Raw genomic sequence first — 16,656 nt, forward strand, 5'->3', positions numbered from 1 at the left:
CGGGCATCGTCCGTGCCCACTCTCACGCATGTCGGGAGGAGCGCGATGATCGGGATCGACATCCCTCTGTGGGCCGCGCGGCTGCGGGCGTGGCGGCGGGGTCGGCTGTGGAGCCGCGAGGACCTGGCCGGGCGGATGGCCGGCGCCGCGGACGACGACACCCGTGACCGCCTTCCCGCCGGGGAGGGCCTCACCGCCATGATCCGCGCGTGGGAGACCGGCGAGGCGCGGCCGGCGCCCCGGTACGCCGAGCTGCTGTGCGGGGTGTTCGGCGCGCGGGAGCGGGAGCTGTTCGGCCAGGAGAGCGGGGAGCCCGCCGGCACCACGCTGTGGCACCACCTCACCGGCGTCCCGCTGCTGCCCGGGCGCTTCACCGCCGAGGAGGAGGAGCGCACCGGGCGGGCGATCGAGGACCCGCGCCGGGCCGACGAGCCGACGGTGGCCTACCTGTCGGCCGTGGTCGAGGCGTGCGACCGGCCGGACCTGCGGCCCGGCGAGCAGGCGGGCGCGCTGTCGGCGGTGTTCGGCGTGCTCCGGGGGTTCCGCGGCGAGGCGGGGAGCGGCGTGCGCAGGTCGCTGATCACGCTGTCGTCCCGGGACGCCGACGCCGTGGGCCGCATGTGGTACGAGGCCGGCGACCTGCGGCGGGCGCTGTGGTGGTCCGACGTCGCCCGGCGCTCGGCCGCCCAGGCGCAGGACGAGCGGCTGGTGGCCTACACACTGGCGGGTCGCGCCGGGCTCACCGGCCCGGAGACCGACCCTGGAGAGGTGGTGGAGATCGCGGTGGCGGCGCGGGAGCGCCCGGCCCGCGAGCACGCCGTCCCCTCGCCGGGCCTGGCGGCGATGGCGCGTCTGCGCGAGGCGCTCGGTCACGCCATGGCCGGGGAGGAGGATCTGTGCCGCCGGCGCCTGGATGAGTCCGCCGAGCCGCCCGGGGAGGAACCCGAGGAGCGCCCGAGGTTCGGGTGGGACTACTCCCGGACCCTGCACGACCTGCTGGCCGCCGACTGCCTGCTGGACCTCGGCCATACCGGCGACGCGATCGAGATTTTGGAGCGGGAGCTCGCCACGGCCGGGCGCAGCCGCGAGACGGCCTACGACCTGGCCCGTCTGGCCCACGCCTACGCCGACGCCCACGAGGGCGAGCGGTGCGCGCAGGCGGCGCGCCGCGCTCTCGATCTGGCCAGGCAGACCGGCGCGGCGCGCGCCCTGCGGGAGCTGGACCTCACGCTGGCAGCGAGGTCCCGAGCTCCAGTGTCGACGGCAGCTCCGCGCGGCTGGTGATGTCCAGCTTGCGGTAGGTGCGCGTCAGGTGCTGCTCGACGGTGCTCACGGTGACGTAGAGCTTGTCGGCGATCTCGCGGTTGGTGTACCCGGCCGCGGCCAGCACCGCGACCCGCCGCTCGGCGTCGCTGAGAATGGCCGTCACGTCGGCCGTCTCCGCCACCGCGCCCGGCGCCGGGACGGTGCTCGCGTCGCCCTCGCGGGCCAGCGAGCGGGTCAGCGGGTCGGCGTGGCATTCCTGGGCGACGGCGCGCGCCCGCCCGCCGATCATGCCGGCCCGGCGGTACTCGCCGAGCGCCTGGAAGGCCTCGGTGAGGTCCACCAGCACGCGGGCCAGCTCGTATCGGTCGCCGCCGGACTGCAGCAGGTCACCGGCCTGGCGCAGCAGCATGGGCCGGTGCCGGGGCTCGCTGGTGGCGGCGAGCAGGCGCATGGCGATGCCGTGCACGCGGGGCGCGCTGGTCCCGCACCGCCTGATCTGCTCCTCCACCAGTCGGCGGGCCTGGTCGGGCCGGCCCAGGCGCAGGCACGCCTCGGCGGCCTCGGCCCGCCACGGGATGAGCCAGGGAACGTCCAGGTCCCAGCGGCCCATCAGCTCTCCGCAGCGCTGGAAGTCGCGCAGCGCGAGCTGGGGGTGGTCGGTGGCCATGCTGTACCGGCCGCGGGCGTGCAGGTAGTGCAGGCCCCACCGGGTTTGGAACATGGCCTCGGGCACCGGCTGGTCGAGCAGGTCGTTGACCACGTCGTACTTGCCCATGGCCGTCGAGGCGATGATCAGGCTGGACAGCGGGCCGCCGACGGCGACGCCCCAGCCGCTCAGCGGGATGATGTCCAGGGCCAGCCGCCCGTGGAACTCGGCGCCCAGCATGTCGCCCTGGCGCAGGGCGATCTCGGCGCGGATCGCCGACAGCCTGGCCTGCCTGCTCGGGGCGTGCCGGGAGGAGGCCTCGTCGATGAACAGGTCGCACCAGGGGGCGGCCTTGTCCGGACGGCCGCCGTAGGTGAGCGCGAGCAGGGCGCTCTCCACGGTGTCCATGGACATCTCGTCCAGGCGGGAGCCGCGCAGGATGCGCTCGACCACGTTGACGATCTCGTCGCGCGGCCCGCGGGTGAGCACGGCGGCCAGCGTGATCGACGACTCCAGCCTGCGGTAGGCGGCCACGGACAGGATGGCCGCCCGTGACTGCTCGCCGCTCACCTGGGGCAGGTGGGACAGGAACGGGGTGTAGGAGCAGCGCAGCCACGGGCGGGTGACCACCAGCTCGGTGACGGCGTCGGCGTCGAGCTTCTCCCCCGCCTCACCGGCCTCGCCCAGGTGCTTGAGCACCTCCTCGGCGTCGGCGAACCTGCCGTGCCACAGCAGGGCCTTGGCCAGCACGACGGCGTCGCTGCCGCGCAGCTGGCCGCGGTGCAGGGCGTCGGTCAGCTCGGAGAAGTGCCCGGTGGGCGTGCTGGGGTTGATCCGCCACTCGGCGCGCATCAGAGCGGTGGTGATCCTGACCCGCTGCTGGTCGTCGGCGCAGAGGCGGCACGCGAGCCGCAGGTAGGCGACGGCGGGCTCGACGCGGCCCTCGCGCAGGGCGTGGCGCGCGGCGTCCTCCAGGACGTCGACGGCCCACGGTTCCTCCACGCGCCCGGCGTTGAGGATGTGGTCGGCGATGACGGAGGTGGCGCCGCCGTCGTCGTAGGCCAGCACCGCGGCGCGGTGGTGCAGCTCGGCCCGCTGCTCCGGCTCCAACTCTGCCAGGACGGCGGTCCGCGCCGACTCGTGCCGGAAGCGGCCCATGGACAGCAGGCCGGCGACCGACAGGGAGTGCAGCTCGCGGTTGACGTACTCCTGCCCGGTGCCGAGGAGCCGGTCCAGCGAGTCGGACTGGTTCAGAACGGCCAGGCCCGAGGCCACCTGGAGCATCTTGACGTCGGCACGGTGCAGGCAGGAGACGACCGCCTGCCCGTACCCCTCTCCGGGCACCAGCTCGGAGGGCGGCCGCCCGCTGCTTCTGGCCGCGGTCTGGTAGTCCTCGACCAGGCCGGAGACCAGCAGGGCGTTGCCGCCGCTGAGCCCGTACCACTCCACGGCGAACCGCTCGGCGGCGTCCTTTCCGACCTGTTCGGCGACGACGCTCATGGTCCCGGCCTGAGTGAGCGGGGCGAGCTGGATACGGCGGCAGTGCGGCTGGCGCAGAAGCTCGGTGGGGAAGGAGCTCTCCGCGTACCGGCCGTGGGTGGAGTGGCTGAAGACCGCGACGATGGAGGCGAAGCGCACCCGGCGCGAGAGGTAGGCCAGGCACAGCAGCGAGGCCCGGTCGGCGTGGTGCACGTCGTCCACGACGATCATGAGGGGGTAGCGCTCGGACAGTTCGAGCAGCACGGTGCACAGGGCGTGGACGATCTGGGCGTCCACCTGGTTGAGCGGTTCGCCGCCGGGGGCCGACAGCATGACGGTGCGCGCCCCCTCCGCGAGAAGGGCCATGGCGCGGTCGCGCTCCTCCATGACCAGCGGGGCATCGTGAATGAGCTGCCCGAGCACGCCGAGGGGCAGATCCCTCTCCGCCAGCGAGCCGGTCGCGGTGATCGGCAGCGCGCCCAGCTCGGCGGCCTGCTCGGCGAAGGAGTGCAGCAGGTCGCTCTTACCGGTCGCGACGGTGCCGCTGACCAGCGCCACCCGCCCCTTGCCCATGATGGCGCTGGCGAGCAGTCCCTCTAGAGAGGTCAACGCTTCCTGGCGTTCGATCAGGCTCATGGCGAGCCTCCCTTTTTGACGTCTTTACATGTCGCCGCGTGGCGCCTTCCATTTGTCCGCGCTTGTCGGTATTTGGTGTCACTTGCCACGCTAGGTTGGCGCGCCTTTCAGCTGTTATCGAGCGGCTATCCGGGGTGATGCCGACGCCGGACGGGACGGGCGGGAGCGGGGACGGTGACGGGGACGACGGGAGCGGCGGCGGCCGCGAGCGCCCGCACGCGCGCCGCCGGAGCCTCGCGCACGACGGGAGCCTCGGGGACGGCGGTGGCGGTGATGGCGTCCAGGCGGGCCCGGGTCATCGCCGAGCGAACGGCCGACAGGGCGGCCGCGCCGGCGTCGGCGGCCACGCCGGCGCCCCACGTCGACCTGCCCCCGGCCCTGCACTGGGCGTAGACCACCACCTCGGCGCTCGCCTCACGATCTCCTCGCGCCCCCTCACGGGCGGTGTGGTGGACGGCCCGCACCTCGACGCCCCAGCGGGCCAGGGCCTCCTTCAGGCCGTTCAGGCGGGCCGTCCGCGCGTCGCCGGGATCGAAGCCGCCGGCGTCGATGTGCAGCTCGGCGCTCACCGGGTCACCGGCGAAGACCAGCGGGACGGGCAGCGCCGGGTACTCCAGGTACTCGCGGTCGAACAGGTCCTTGACCCGCTCGGGGGTGACCTCGCCGCCCTCGGCGTCGGCGTGCGCCTGCACGACGCGGGCGAAGTCGGCCTGGAGCGGGCGCGGCAGGTTCATCCCGTGCCAGGCGCCCATGATGTAGGCCACGCCGCCCTTGCCCGACTGACTGTTGATCCGCACCACCGCCTCGTAGGTGCGGCCGACGTCCCGCGGGTCGATCGGCAGGTAGGGCATCTCCCACGGCAGCTCCCGCGGGTCGGCGCCGGTCTCGGCGGCGGCGCGCTCCAGGGCGTCGAATCCCTTGTTGATGGCGTCCTGGTGGGAGCCGGAGAAGGAGGTGTAGACCAGGTCGCCGCCGTAGGGGTGACGAGGGTGGACGAGCAGTCCGTTGCACTCCTCCACGGTGTGGCGCACGCCTTCCAGGTCCGCGAAGTCGATGCCCGGGTCCACGCCCTGGGCGAGCATGTTCAGCCCCAGCGTGACCAGGCAGACGTTGCCGGCCCGCTCCCCGTTGCCGAACAGGCAGCCCTCGATGCGCTGCGCCCCGGCCAGCAGTGCCATCTCGGCCGAGGCCACGCCGGTGCCGCGGTCGTTGTGCGGGTGGACCGACAGGCAGACGTGCGCGCGGCGCGACAGGTGCAGGTCGAGCCACTCGATCTGGTCGGCGAAGACGTTCGGCATGGAACGCTCGACGGTCGTGGGGAAGTTCAGGATGATTTCGCGCCCTTCGCAGGGGTCCCACTCGTCCATCACCGCCTCGCACACCTCCAGCGAGAACTCCGGCTCGGTGTCGTTGAACAGCTCTGGCGAGTACTGGAAGCCCAGGTCGCAGCCGCCGAGCAGCCGGTCGGCGTACTTCATCACCAGCCGGGTGCCCTGCACCGCGAGGTCCTTGCACTCGTCGCGGTCCATCCCGAACACCACCCGCCGGAACAGCGGCGAGGTGGCGTTGTAGAGGTGGATCGTGGCGGCGCGGGCGCCCTCCAGGCTCTCCACCGTGCGCCTGATCAGTTCGTCGCGCGCCTGCACCAGCACCGATATGCGCACGTCGTCGGGGATGAGGTCGCCGTCGATGAGGGCGCGCACGAAGGTGAAGTCGTCCTGGCTCGCCACCGGGAAGCCGATTTCGATCTCCCGGTACCCCATGCGCACCAGCAGGTCGAACATCGCCATCTTGCGCTCGGGCCCCATCGGGCGGGCCAGCGACTGGTTGCCGTCGCGAAGGTCGGTGGACAGCCAGCGCGGCGCGCGGGTGATGGCGTTGCCGGGCCAGCGGCGGCCGGGCAGGTCCACCTGCGCGGACGGGCGGTAACGAGCGGCCGCGCGGGCGCCGGGGCCGGCGGGCGCGGGATCGGCTGTGGTCACTGTCGGGTTCCCTTCTCCCCTCACTCCGCCGTACGCCGCCGCGCGCCGCCCTGGAACGGGAAGGCCGGAACGGGCACGGCGGGAATACCGTCGCTCACGCGATCCGGAAATGCGTGGAATACGAATACGGGGACAGCATCACCTGGATCTGGTAGGCGTCCGTCTCGTCCTGCATTCGAAATGTCACGATTATTTCCGGGTACGCCGCGCTGACACCCAGGCCGACGAAGTAGTAGTCGCTGTCGAAGACGATGCGATAAAGGCCGCGCTCGAGCTTCTTGTCGCGCCACTCGCTGATGCGGCCCTCGCTGTCGGTCTCGGCGTCGGCGAGGTCGTGCCACCCGCCGAGGCCGTCGCGTTCCAGACGTGCGCGTACGCCCGCGGCCGACCGGCCGTAGACGCCGTCCAGCGCCTGCGCGGTAACACTCATGTCCAGCACACCTATCTGCCGTGCCCGCCGCAACGGACAGCCTCCAGCACCATCGCGGTCGCGGGCCGCGGAGCGGCGCTCCTCACTGCGAGCACGCACGTGAGCCTGGAGCGTCTTTCGTCAGGACCACCGTCCCTGGCCAGACGCGCGTACGACGGGGACGGACGGACGCCCTGGGCGCCGGCCGATCCCGGCCTGGGGGCAAGAATGCCCAACGCCACTATCGATTCGCTTTCCATGTTCTATCCGTCGCCGCCTCCGGCGCGCTCCGCGAGAACGTCCGGGCAGCTCAGACCGCTTTTCACCCGGCTCGGCGGGCATTCTTCCGGGCGATTTGTCCGGCGATAACAGGAAAACGCATAAATAGGGGGCGGGCACACCCCTGAGCTGCCCCGATGGCCGCGGAGAAGCGATCCGATAAGGACCGAATGGTGGCGGTTTCTACGTTGACGGTGTTCCCAGCGAACGGCTGATGGACGACCCGCACCACCGACACGGGAAGAGGCCAGGAAATGAGCGCTCAGAGCAGTGGCCGAGTGGCACGGTTCCCCCTCTCATCCCTCGCCATCGGCGGACGGGACGCCGCCGCGGGGACGCGAGGCCGCTCACACGGAGCGACCGTCCACCGCGCGGCCGCCGGCGGCAACACCCCCTGGGGCTGACCGTCCCGTCCCCGCTTGCACGCCGGCGACATGAATCAGACGTCCACATCCGGACACGCCCCCCAGTGGACCTCCGGCACACCCTTGACACAAATCCCCCACAACGGGACAAATCACCAAACAGATCGCCGCCTGCCCCCCGCGATCCCGTTGCACACGCGAATGAACACCGTCAGTGCGAGAAGTATCCGTCGACTCTCTATAGATCCGAACCTCGTATAGTTGTACGATCCAGACATAAGTGACATTGCCATAAGTAACCAGCTCGCACCCGACAGTAGATGCCGGGCAATGGTCATAAACTAAGAGGCGATGTTCACGACGAGAGCGGATCTCCTGGCGCCACGCGTTTGTCGTATCTCTCGCATCGGAGGGTGATCGAACACTTCCGGATGGGCCGCGAGTCTTATTGCGAGGAGATGCAGTGCAATTCGGGATTCTTGGGGCGCTTGAGGCGGTCGCCGCGGATCGCCGGCTCGACCTTGGCGGCATCCGGCAGCAGATCGTGCTCGCCGTGTTGCTCCTCGACGCCAACCGGGTGGTCACCATCGGCCGCCTCATGGAGGCGATCTACGGCGACGAGCCGCCCAACACCTCCCGCGCCCAGGTCCAGATCTGCGTCTCCGCCCTGCGCCGGCTGTTCGCCGCCAACGGAAGTCCCGACATCATCACCACCCAGTCCCTGGGCTACTCCATCCGCGTCGCCGCCGACCAGGTCGACGCCCAGTGCTACGAGAGCCTGGTCCAGCGCGCCCGCCGCGCCCGCGAGGCCCGCAACCTCAACGAGGCCATCCGGCACTACCGCGAGGCCCTGTCGCTGTGGCGCGGGCCGGCTCTGGACGGCATCGAGAGCAGGCTCGTGCAGTCGGCGGCCAGCAGGCTGACCGAAAGCCGCATCACCGCCAACGAGGACTGCATCCAGCTCGAACTCGACCTCGGCCGCCACCACGAACTGGTGGGCGAGCTGAGCGAGCTGACCGAGGAGTACCCCCTGCGCGAGCGGCTGCGCGGCCTGCTGATGACCGCGCTGTACCGTTCGGGCCGCCAAGCCGAGGCGTTGCAGGTCTACCGCAACGCCCGCCGCACCATGATCGAAGAGCTGGGCATCGAGCCCAACGAGCGCCTCCAGCAGCTCGAGCACGCGATCCTCACCTCCGACGAGAGCCTGGCCGCCCCGGCCCCGCCCCCCGCGGAGAGGATCGAGGTGCAGGCGCCGACCGGGACGACGATGCCCAACGTCCCGGGGATGCTGCCGACCGACATCGCCGACTTCACCGGCCGCACCAAGCAGATCGAGGACATCCGCCAGCGCCTGATGCTGGCCTCGGAGGACCGCACGCGCTTCGCGGTCCCGATCATCGTGATCGTCGGCAAGCCCGGCGTGGGCAAGACCACCATCGCCGTGCATGCCTCCCACGCCATCGGAGAGCGCTTCCCGCACGGCACGCTGTTCGCCGACCTGCACGGCGGCGGCTCGCGTCCCACCAGCCCCATGCAGGTGCTCGAGCGCTTCCTGCGCGTGCTCGGCGTCGCCGGCACCGGCATCCCCGACGGCCTGGAGGAGCGGGCCGAGATGTACCGCGCGCTGCTGGCCGACCGCAAGATGCTCATCGTGCTCGACAACGCCGGCAGCGAGAGCCAGGTGCTGCCACTGCTGCCGGGCACCCCTTCCTCCGCGGTGCTCATGACGAGCCGGAGCCGCCTGGCCGGCCTGGCGGGTGCGAGCCACATCGACGTGGAGATCTTCGACTCCGACCAGTCGGTCAACCTGCTCTCCCGCATCGCGGGCATCGAGCGGGTGCAGTCGGAGATCGAGGCCGCCGAGGCGCTGGCCGAGCTGTGCGGCCATCTGCCGCTGGCGCTGCGCATCGCCGGCGCCCGGCTGTCGGCCCGCCCGCACTGGAGCATCGAGCAGCTGGTCAGCCGCCTGGAGGACGAGACCCGCCGGCTGGACGAGCTCAAGCACGGCGAGATGGGCATCCGGGCGAGCATCTCGCTGACCTACGACAGCGTCGGGGAGGACGCGCGCCGGCTGTTCCGGCGGCTGACGATCCTGGACTCCCAGATCTTCTCGGCCTGGGTGAGCGCCGCCCTGCTCGACCGGCCGCTGCCCATCGCGCAGGACCTGCTGGACGACCTGGCCGACGCCCAGCTCATCGAGACCACCGGCGTCGGGTACGGCGTGCACAGCCAGTACCGCCTGCACGACCTGATCCGGGTGTTCGCGCGCGAGCGCCTGGCGGCCGAGGAGACCGCGGCCGACCGCAACGCGGCGCTCGAACGCGTCCTCGGCGGCCTGCTGTTCCTGGCCGAGGCGGCCCACCGCCGCGAGTACGGCGGCGACTACGTGCAGATCCACAGCCACGCCCCGCGCTGGCCGCTGCCCGACAAGCTGGTCGGGCAGCTCGTCGCCTCCCCCCTGCAGTGGTACGAGCGCGAGCGCTCCATGCTGGTGTCGGGCATCCGCCAGGCGGCCCAGGCGGGGCTGGTGGACCTGTGCTGGGACCTGGCGATCAGCTCGGTGACGTTGTTCGAGTCCCGCGTGTACCTCGACGACTGGCGCGAGACCCACCAGATAGCGCTGGCGGCCACCCGGCAGGCCGACGACAGGTGCGGGCAGGCGGCCATGCTGTACTCCCGCGGGTCCCTCTACATCACCGAGCAGCGCTTCGGCGACGCCCGCTGCGACTTCGAGGCGGCGGTCCAGCTGTTCGAGGAGGTCGGCGACGGCCAGGGGACGGCCCTGGTCATCAGGAACATCGGCTTCCTGGACCGGCTGAGCGGCCGCTTCGCCGAGGCCGAGGCGCACTACCGGCGGGCCCTTGAGATCTTCCGCGGCAACGGCGACCAGGTGGCCTCGGCGTACGTGCTGCACAACCTGGCCCAGCTCCGGCTGGAGTTCGACGACCTGCCCGGCGCGCAGCGCCTGCTGGCCGAGGCGCTGGAGCTGAGCCGCAGCAGCGGCAGCAGGCGGGTGGAGGCGCAGGTGCTGCACCGCATCGGCCACACCTACCTGCAGGCCGACCAAGCGGCGCTCGCGGTGGACGTGTTCGAGGAGGCCCTGACGGCGGTGCGCAACATCGGCGACCCCACCGGCGAGGCCTACGCCCTGCACGGGCTCGGCATCGCGCGCATGCGGCGCGGGGAGCTGGTGGAGTGCGAGAGCGCCCTGACCCGTGCGCTGATGCTGGCCAGCACCTCCAGCGAGCACCTGGTCGAGGCGCGGGTGCAGCTCGGGCTGGGCGAGCTGGCCATGACCCGCGACGACGCCACCCAGGCGGTCATCTACCTGGAGCAGGCGCTGTCGCTGTTCCGCCAGATGCACATGCCCCTGCAGGAAGCGCGCACGCTGATCAGGCTGAGCGACGCCCAGCAGGCCGCCGGCGACCTGGAGGCCTCGCAGGACTCGCTGAACCAGGCCCTCACGCTGACCGACAAGATGGACGCCCCCGTGGCCGAGCAGATGCGCGGCCAGCTCGGCCAGCGCCTCGGCGAGGGCCGCTGAAACCGCCCCCGGCGGCTCAGCCGGTGGGGTCGCCGGGGCGGGCGGCCAGGGGGCGCAGGCGGTTGAGGCGCAGGGCGAGCTGGATCTCCAGGGCGCGTTCGGGAGACTGCCAGCCGTCGCCGAGCAGCCGGCCCACCCGGTCCAGGCGCTGGGTGACGGTGTTGACGTGGATGTGCAGCCGCTCGGCGGTGCGCGACAGGCTGGACCCGGTGCCGAAGTAGGTCTCCAGGGTCCGCACCAGCGCGGTGCCGCGGCGCAGGTCGTAGGCCAGCACCGGCCCGATGGCGCTGTGGAGGAACCCGCCGACGTCGCGGTCGCGGCCGATCAGCAGGCCGACGAAGCCCAGCTCGTCGCTGCCGGCGCCCTCGCCTTCGCGTCCGAGGGCGAGCAGGGCCTCGGCGCAGCGCCGGGCCTCGCGGTAAGCCTCGGCGACGGCGGCCGGGCCGTGGACCGGGCCCGCCGCGCCGGCGGTGACGGGGGTGCCGAGCGAAGCGCCGAGTTCTCTGGCCACCCGGCGGGCCGCCGCGGCCGGTTCGGTGCCGGGCAGCAGCAGGATGGTCTCCTCTCCCCTGGCGGCCACGAGCCCATGGCGCGAGGAAGCGTCGGAGGCGGCCCAGAAGGCCGTGCGCTGGGCGGAGAGCGGCTCCTCGGCGCGGTGGCGGGCGACGACGAGGATGTGCGGGGCGTCCAGGTCGACGCCCAGCAGCCGCGCCCGGCCGTGCAGGGCGTCGGAGTGGACGGCCCGTCCGGTGAGCAGGTCGTCCAGCAGCTCGCCGCGCACCCGGCCCTCGGCCGCCGCCGCGGTGCGGCGGAACAGCAGGAGCAGGGCGGTGACCAGGGCGGCGCGTTCGAGGATCCGCTGGTCGGCGCCGGAGACCTCGTCAGGGGTGCGCAGTGCGAGCGTGCCGAGGTTCTCGGCCCCGGAGGCGACCGAGGCCACCCACAGCTCGCCGCGCTGGACGGTGCGGCCGAGCCGGCGGGAGGCGGCGGCGGCCGCCGCCACCTCGGCCTCGTCCAGGTCGCCGGCCGACCCCACTTCGGCCAGCCGCCGCCCGTCGGCGTCCACCACCACGATGGCGCCGCCGAGGATGTCGGTGACCACCGCGGCGACGTCCTCCACCCCACCGCCGCGCACGACCAGGCCGGTCATGCGGTCGTGGGCCTGCGCGGCGCGCTCGACCGAGGCGCTGTGCGCCTGCAGGAGCCGGTTGGCGGAGCTCAGCTCGCCGAGCGCCGTGCGGGTCTCCTCCAGCAGGCGGGCGTTGTCCAGGGCGACGGCGGCGTGGGCGGCCAGCGAGGCCAGCAGCGCCACCTCCTCCTGAGCGAAGGGGCGGGCGCTGCGGTTGGCGGCGAACAGCACGCCGATGATCTGCGCGCCGAGCCGCATGGGGACGCCGAGGATGGCGACCAGCGCCTCCTCCTTGACGGCGGCGTCGATGTGGGTGCGGTGGCGGAAGCGCTCGTCGGAGAAGTAGTCGGCGCTGGCGTACGGGGTGCCGGTCTGGGCGACCAGGCCGCCGAGACCGGCGCCCATGGGCAGGCGCAGCGCCCGGAAGGCCGCCGAGACCGATCCGTCGGTGACCCGCATGTAGGTGTCGCCGTGGTCGGGGTCGTGCAGGGTCATGTAGGAGATGTCGGCGTGCAGCAGCCGGCGGGCGCGGCGGACGATGGCCTCCAGGACGGCGCCGACGTCGCGCAGCCCCGCCAGGTCGCCCGCCGTCTCGAACAGCGCCGACAGCTCGGCCTCGCGGCGGGCGCGGTGCTCCAGCAGCGCGCGCACGCGCAGCGCGGCCAGTTTGGCCCGGTCCAGCTCGGCCAGCACCTCGGGGGCGGCGCCGGCGGCCCGCGCCTCGACCAGCGGGGCCTCGAACTCCACCGGCGGGGCCTCGCGGGCGAGCAGGTCGAGAAAGACGGTGCAGCTCATGGGGTTCATTGTCCCCTTGATCACAATATTTCCCCCGATGCGTCGGCTCGGGCCGCGGCCACGCCGGCGCGGCCCCGGATGACCCCCCTCAGTGCGCCGTCCACCCGCCGTCGATGGTCAGGGAGGCACCGGTGATCATGGACGCCTGCGGCGAGCACAGGTAGGCGACGGCCTCGGCGACCTCGTCCGGCTCGATCAGCCGCCTGATGGCCGCCGGGGCCAGCATGATCTGCTCGACGACCTCCTCGGGCGGCAGGCCGTGGACGCGCGCCTGGTCGGCGATCTGCTCCTCCACCAGCGGGGTCCGCACGTAGGCCGGGTTCACGCAGTTGGAGGTCACGCCGTGCTCGGCGCCCTCCAGCGCGATCACCTTGGACATCCCCTCCAGGGCGTGCTTGGCGGTGACGTAGGCGACCTTGTACGGCGAGGCGCGCAGCCCGTGCACCGAGGAGATGTTCACCACCCGCCCCCAGCCTCGCTCGTACATATCGGGCAGGACCCGCCTGACCAGCCGGAACGGCGCCTCCACCATGATCTTGAGAATGGCGGCGAAGATCTCCGGCGGGAACTCGGGGATCGGCGCGACGTGCTGGAAGCCCGCGTTGTTGACCAGGATGTCCACCGCGCCGCAGTCGAGCGCGTCCACCGCCGCCATGTCGGTCAGGTCGGCGCCCAGCGCCATCCCGCCGATCTCCCCGGCGGCCTCGCGCGCCTCCCGCTCGCGGACGTCCAGGATGAGGACCTCCGCTCCCGCGTCCGCCAGTCGCCGGGCGCAGGCCCGCCCGATGCCGCTGGCCCCGCCGGTCACCAGGGCACGCCGGCCCGTCAGGTCCACCTCGGCTACCTGCCCGGCGGTCACGCTCGTTGAAACCACAGCGAATGCTCCTAGAAGTACGGGGGATGCGGTGAGCGGCCTGCGACCGGGCCGGTGCCGTCAGACCGGCGAGCCGACGCCCTCCGGCCGGGCGGGCGAGCCATCGGGCGCCTCGCCGGACGGTGGCTCGGCGCGCCCGCCGCCCGCGCGGGAGCGAAGCAGGTCGCGGGCCGTGCCCCAGATGCCGCGCCGGAAGACCAGGACGATGATCACGAAGATGGTGCCGGTGACGATGCCGATGCCCTCGAACCCGGAGGTGACCAGGTAGTCGTTCAGCTCGACCACCAGGGCCGCGCCGAGCACCCCGCCCCACAGCGTGCCGATGCCGCCGAGGACGACCATCATCACGACCTGGCCGGAGGTGGTCCAGTACACGCTCTCCAGGGAGGCGAAGCCGTGGCCGATCGCGAACAGCCCGCCGGCCAGCCCGGACAGCGCGGCCGACAGCACGAACGCCAGCAGCCGGTAGCGGTCCACCGGGTAACCGAGCGCCTGCGCCCGCGCGGGGTTGTCCCTGATCGAGGCGAGCACCCGCCCGAACGGCGAGCGCACGATGCGCCACACCACGACGAACCCGGCCAGCACCAGCGGCAGGCCCGCGTAGTAGAAGACGAACGAGTCCGACAGGTCCAGGCCGAACAGCTCGCGCGGCACGCCCTGCAGGCCGTTCTCGCCGCCGGTCAGGTCGCGCCACTGGTTGACCACGAAGTACACCATCTGCGCGAACGCCAGGGTGACCATCGCGAAGTAGATGCCGCGCAGGCGCACCGACAGGTAGCCGATGGGCAGGGCCAGCACGGCGGCGAACGCCGCGCCGCCGAGCACGGCCACCGGGAAGGGCAGCCCGGTGCGCAGGGCGATGATGCCGGCGATGTAGGCGGCGCCGCCCCAGAAGGCGGCGTGCCCGAACGACAGCAGCCCGGTGAAGCCGAGCAGCAGGTCCAGCGCCGCCGCGAACAGCGCCCAGCAGGCGATGTCGAGCGCGACCGGCGGATAGACCATCCAGGGCAGCGCCAGGGCCAGCAGCAGCCCGGCGGCGAGCAGGAGGGGCCGGGCGGCGAGCCGGGAAAGGATCACGACGGCGACTCCTCGCGTCCGAACAGGCCGGCCGGGCGCCACAGCAGCACGGCCGCCATCAGGATGAACACCAGCGTCTGCGACAGCGCGGGCACATAGAGGTTGCCCAGCGCCGAGACCAGCCCGATGGCGAACCCCGCCGCCACCGAGCCGAAGATCGAGCCGAGGCCGCCGATGACCACGACCGCGAAGACCGTGATGATCAGGTCGGCGCCCATCAGCGGGTTGACCGCGCGCATCGGCGCGGCCAGCACCCCGGCGAAGCCGGCCAGCCCGATGCCGAACCCGAACACCGGCGTCACCCAGCGGCCCACGTCGATGCCGAGCGCCCGGGTGAGCTCGGGCCGTTCGGTCGACGCCCGCACGATCATGCCGACGCGGGTGCGGGTCAGCACCACCCAGACCGCCGCGCAGACGACCAGGGAGACGGCCAGCACGAACACCTGGTAGGCCGGGTAGGTGAACAGCCCGAGGTCCACGGTGCCCGACAGCAGCGCGGGGCGCGGGTAGGGCTGCGACTGCACGCCGTACTCCCGCTTGACCAGATCCTGCAGGACGAGCGCCAGACCGAAGGTGAACAGGAAGTTGTACAGCGGGTCCAGCGGGGCGAGCCTGCGGATGAACAGCCGCTCCAGCAGCGTGCCGGCGAGCCCGAGCACGACCGGGACCGCCACCAGCGCGACCCAGAAGTTAACGCCGAAGGAGTCCAGCAGCACGTACGACCCGAACGCGCCGAGCATGTAGAAGGCACCGTGGGCGAAGTTGACGACGCCCAGCATGCCGAAGATGACGGCCAGGCCCAGGGCGAGCAGGGCGTAGAAGGCGCCACCCACCAGGCCGTTGAACGCCTGTTGGAGCACGGTGACCTCCAGGGGGACGGGAAGGACGGGCGCGCGGGCCGCGGGTGCCGGCGCGCCCGCCGGGGATCAGAGCTTGCAGGCGGGGCTGACCGGCTGGAACGCCTGGTCGGCCGGGATGGTGCTGAGCACCTTCTCGTAGTCCCAGGGCTCCTTGACCTCGCCGGCCGGCTTGACCTGCGCCAGCGAGACGTCGTGCAGCAGCAGATGGTCCTGGGCGCGGATGGTGGCGTTCTTGGCGAAGGCGTCCTCGAACTTGTAGCCCTCGAGCTGCTTGACCACCGCGTCGGGGCCGTCGGTGCCGGCCCGCTGCACGGCCTCCAGGTACTGGGTGGCGGCCGAGTAGTTGGCGGCGTTGGGGAAACTCGGCCGCTTGTTCGCCTTGGCCTGGAACTTGTCGGCCCAGGCGCGGTTGTCCGGCGTGGCGTTCCAGTACCAGGCGTCGGTGAACTTGGTGCCGGCCAGCGCGTCCGGGCCGAGGGAGTGGATGTCGGTGATGAACATCAGCCCGACGGCGAGCCCGACGCCCTTGTCGCGCAGCTTGTACTCGTTGTACTGCTTGACCAGGTTGACCAGGTCACCGCCGGCCTGCATGGCGCCGAGCACCTGCGGCTTGGGGTCCAGCCCCGGGGCCTTGAGCAGGAAGGTGGAGAAGTTGTCGTTGGGGAACGGCGCGGGGTCGCTCTGGATGACCTTGCCCCCGGCCCCGGTGACGGCGGCGGTGAAGTTCTTCTGCATGTCCTGCCCGAAGGCGTAGTCGGGGTAGACGATGTACCAGTTCTTCGAGCCGTCCTTGGTCACGGTGTCGCCGGTGCCGTGGGCCAGCATGTAGGTGTTGTACCCATAGTGGAAGGTGTACTTGTTGCACTGGGCGCCCTCCAGCTCGGTGGTGGCGGCGCCGATGTTCATGTAGATCTTCTTCTTGCTCTTGGCGACGCCCGCGACGGCGAGCGCCGCCGCCGAGGAGGGCACGTCCAGGATGACGTCGGCCTTCTGGCGGTCGTAGAGCTCCTGCGCCTTGGAGTTGGCCACCTCCGGCTTGTTCTGGTGGTCGGCGGACACCACCTCGACGTCCTTCACGACGGCCTTGTCGCCGTACTTGGCCTTGTAGTCCTCGACGGCCATCTGCACGGCCGTGACGCTGCTCTTGCCCGACAGGTCGGCGTAGACCGCCGACTGGTCGTTCAGCACGGCGAGCACGACCTTGCCGTCGCTGATCTTGTCCCCGCTCCCCCCGCCGCCCGGTCCGCCTGCGCAGCCGGCGAGCGTGGCTCCCGCCGCCACCAGGGCGGCGGCTCGGCCCAGAGCTTTCATATGT

At 72.1% G+C, this 16,656-nt stretch carries 10 protein-coding genes; 2 read left to right on the forward strand and 8 right to left on the reverse strand.

What is annotated here, in order from left to right; all coding sequences use genetic code 11:
* Positions 1–45 precede the first annotated feature (45 nt).
* Complete coding sequence (locus ABZT47_RS25580) at positions 46–1,284, forward strand: helix-turn-helix transcriptional regulator (protein ID WP_354846917.1); 1,239 nt, start codon at positions 46–48, stop codon at positions 1,282–1,284.
* Here the strand turns inward: ABZT47_RS25580 and ABZT47_RS25585 are convergent.
* The 3 genes from ABZT47_RS25585 to ABZT47_RS25595 form a co-directional block, all read right to left on the reverse strand.
* Positions 1,226–4,027 (reverse strand): AAA family ATPase, encoded by a 2,802-nt coding sequence (locus ABZT47_RS25585; protein WP_354846920.1) that lies wholly within the window; start codon positions 4,025–4,027, stop codon positions 1,226–1,228. The genes ABZT47_RS25580 and ABZT47_RS25585 overlap by 59 nt on opposite strands.
* Before the next feature lie 125 nt (positions 4,028–4,152).
* Complete coding sequence (locus ABZT47_RS25590) at positions 4,153–5,937, reverse strand: 2-isopropylmalate synthase (protein ID WP_354846994.1); 1,785 nt, start codon at positions 5,935–5,937, stop codon at positions 4,153–4,155.
* A gap of 166 nt (positions 5,938–6,103) precedes the next feature.
* Positions 6,104–6,439 carry a hydroxyisourate hydrolase gene (locus ABZT47_RS25595; protein WP_354846923.1) on the reverse strand — a complete coding sequence of 112 codons (336 nt, stop codon included), beginning with the start codon at positions 6,437–6,439 and terminating at the stop codon, positions 6,104–6,106.
* A gap of 1,086 nt (positions 6,440–7,525) precedes the next feature.
* Here ABZT47_RS25595 and ABZT47_RS25600 point away from each other — a divergent pair.
* Positions 7,526–10,606, forward strand: coding sequence for a BTAD domain-containing putative transcriptional regulator (locus ABZT47_RS25600; RefSeq protein WP_354846925.1), 3,081 nt, complete (start codon positions 7,526–7,528; stop codon positions 10,604–10,606).
* A gap of 16 nt (positions 10,607–10,622) precedes the next feature.
* Here ABZT47_RS25600 and ABZT47_RS25605 read toward each other — a convergent pair whose 3' ends face one another.
* From ABZT47_RS25605 to ABZT47_RS25625, 5 genes are all read right to left on the reverse strand, one after another.
* Complete coding sequence (locus tag ABZT47_RS25605; protein ID WP_354846928.1) at positions 10,623–12,530, reverse strand: helix-turn-helix domain-containing protein; 1,908 nt, start codon at positions 12,528–12,530, stop codon at positions 10,623–10,625.
* An 88-nt stretch (positions 12,531–12,618) separates the two neighbouring features.
* Positions 12,619–13,404: a 3-hydroxybutyrate dehydrogenase gene (locus tag ABZT47_RS25610; RefSeq protein ID WP_354846930.1), complete on the reverse strand. Its 786-nt coding sequence runs from the start codon at positions 13,402–13,404 to the stop codon at positions 12,619–12,621.
* A gap of 60 nt (positions 13,405–13,464) precedes the next feature.
* Positions 13,465–14,481, reverse strand: coding sequence for a branched-chain amino acid ABC transporter permease (locus ABZT47_RS25615; RefSeq protein ID WP_354846933.1), 1,017 nt, complete (start codon positions 14,479–14,481; stop codon positions 13,465–13,467).
* Positions 14,478–15,341, reverse strand: a complete 864-nt coding sequence (locus ABZT47_RS25620; protein WP_354846936.1) for a branched-chain amino acid ABC transporter permease — start codon at positions 15,339–15,341, stop codon at positions 14,478–14,480. The genes ABZT47_RS25615 and ABZT47_RS25620 overlap by 4 nt, the downstream gene beginning before the upstream one ends.
* A 66-nt stretch (positions 15,342–15,407) precedes the next feature.
* Positions 15,408–16,652 (reverse strand): ABC transporter substrate-binding protein, encoded by a 1,245-nt coding sequence (locus tag ABZT47_RS25625; protein ID WP_354846939.1) that lies wholly within the window; start codon positions 16,650–16,652, stop codon positions 15,408–15,410.
* Between the last annotated feature and the right edge of the window lie 4 nt (positions 16,653–16,656).

The organism is Sphaerisporangium sp. NPDC005289 (genome assembly GCF_040607455.1).
Taxonomy (GTDB): domain Bacteria; phylum Actinomycetota; class Actinomycetes; order Streptosporangiales; family Streptosporangiaceae; genus Sphaerisporangium; species Sphaerisporangium rhizosphaerae.

Bases quoted from the DNA above. Each gene is read 5' to 3' on its own strand.
- ABZT47_RS25625 (WP_354846939.1), bottom strand. From the start codon at position 16,652: ATGAAAGCTCTGGGCCGAGCCGCCGCCCTGGTGGCGGCGGGAGCCACG.
- ABZT47_RS25595 (WP_354846923.1), bottom strand. From the start codon at position 6,439: ATGAGTGTTACCGCGCAGGCGCTGGACGGCGTCTACGGCCGGTCGGCC.
- ABZT47_RS25605 (WP_354846928.1), bottom strand. From the start codon at position 12,530: ATGAGCTGCACCGTCTTTCTCGACCTGCTCGCCCGCGAGGCCCCGCCG.
- ABZT47_RS25580 (WP_354846917.1), top strand. From the start codon at position 46: ATGATCGGGATCGACATCCCTCTGTGGGCCGCGCGGCTGCGGGCGTGG.
- ABZT47_RS25585 (WP_354846920.1), bottom strand. From the start codon at position 4,027: ATGAGCCTGATCGAACGCCAGGAAGCGTTGACCTCTCTAGAGGGACTG.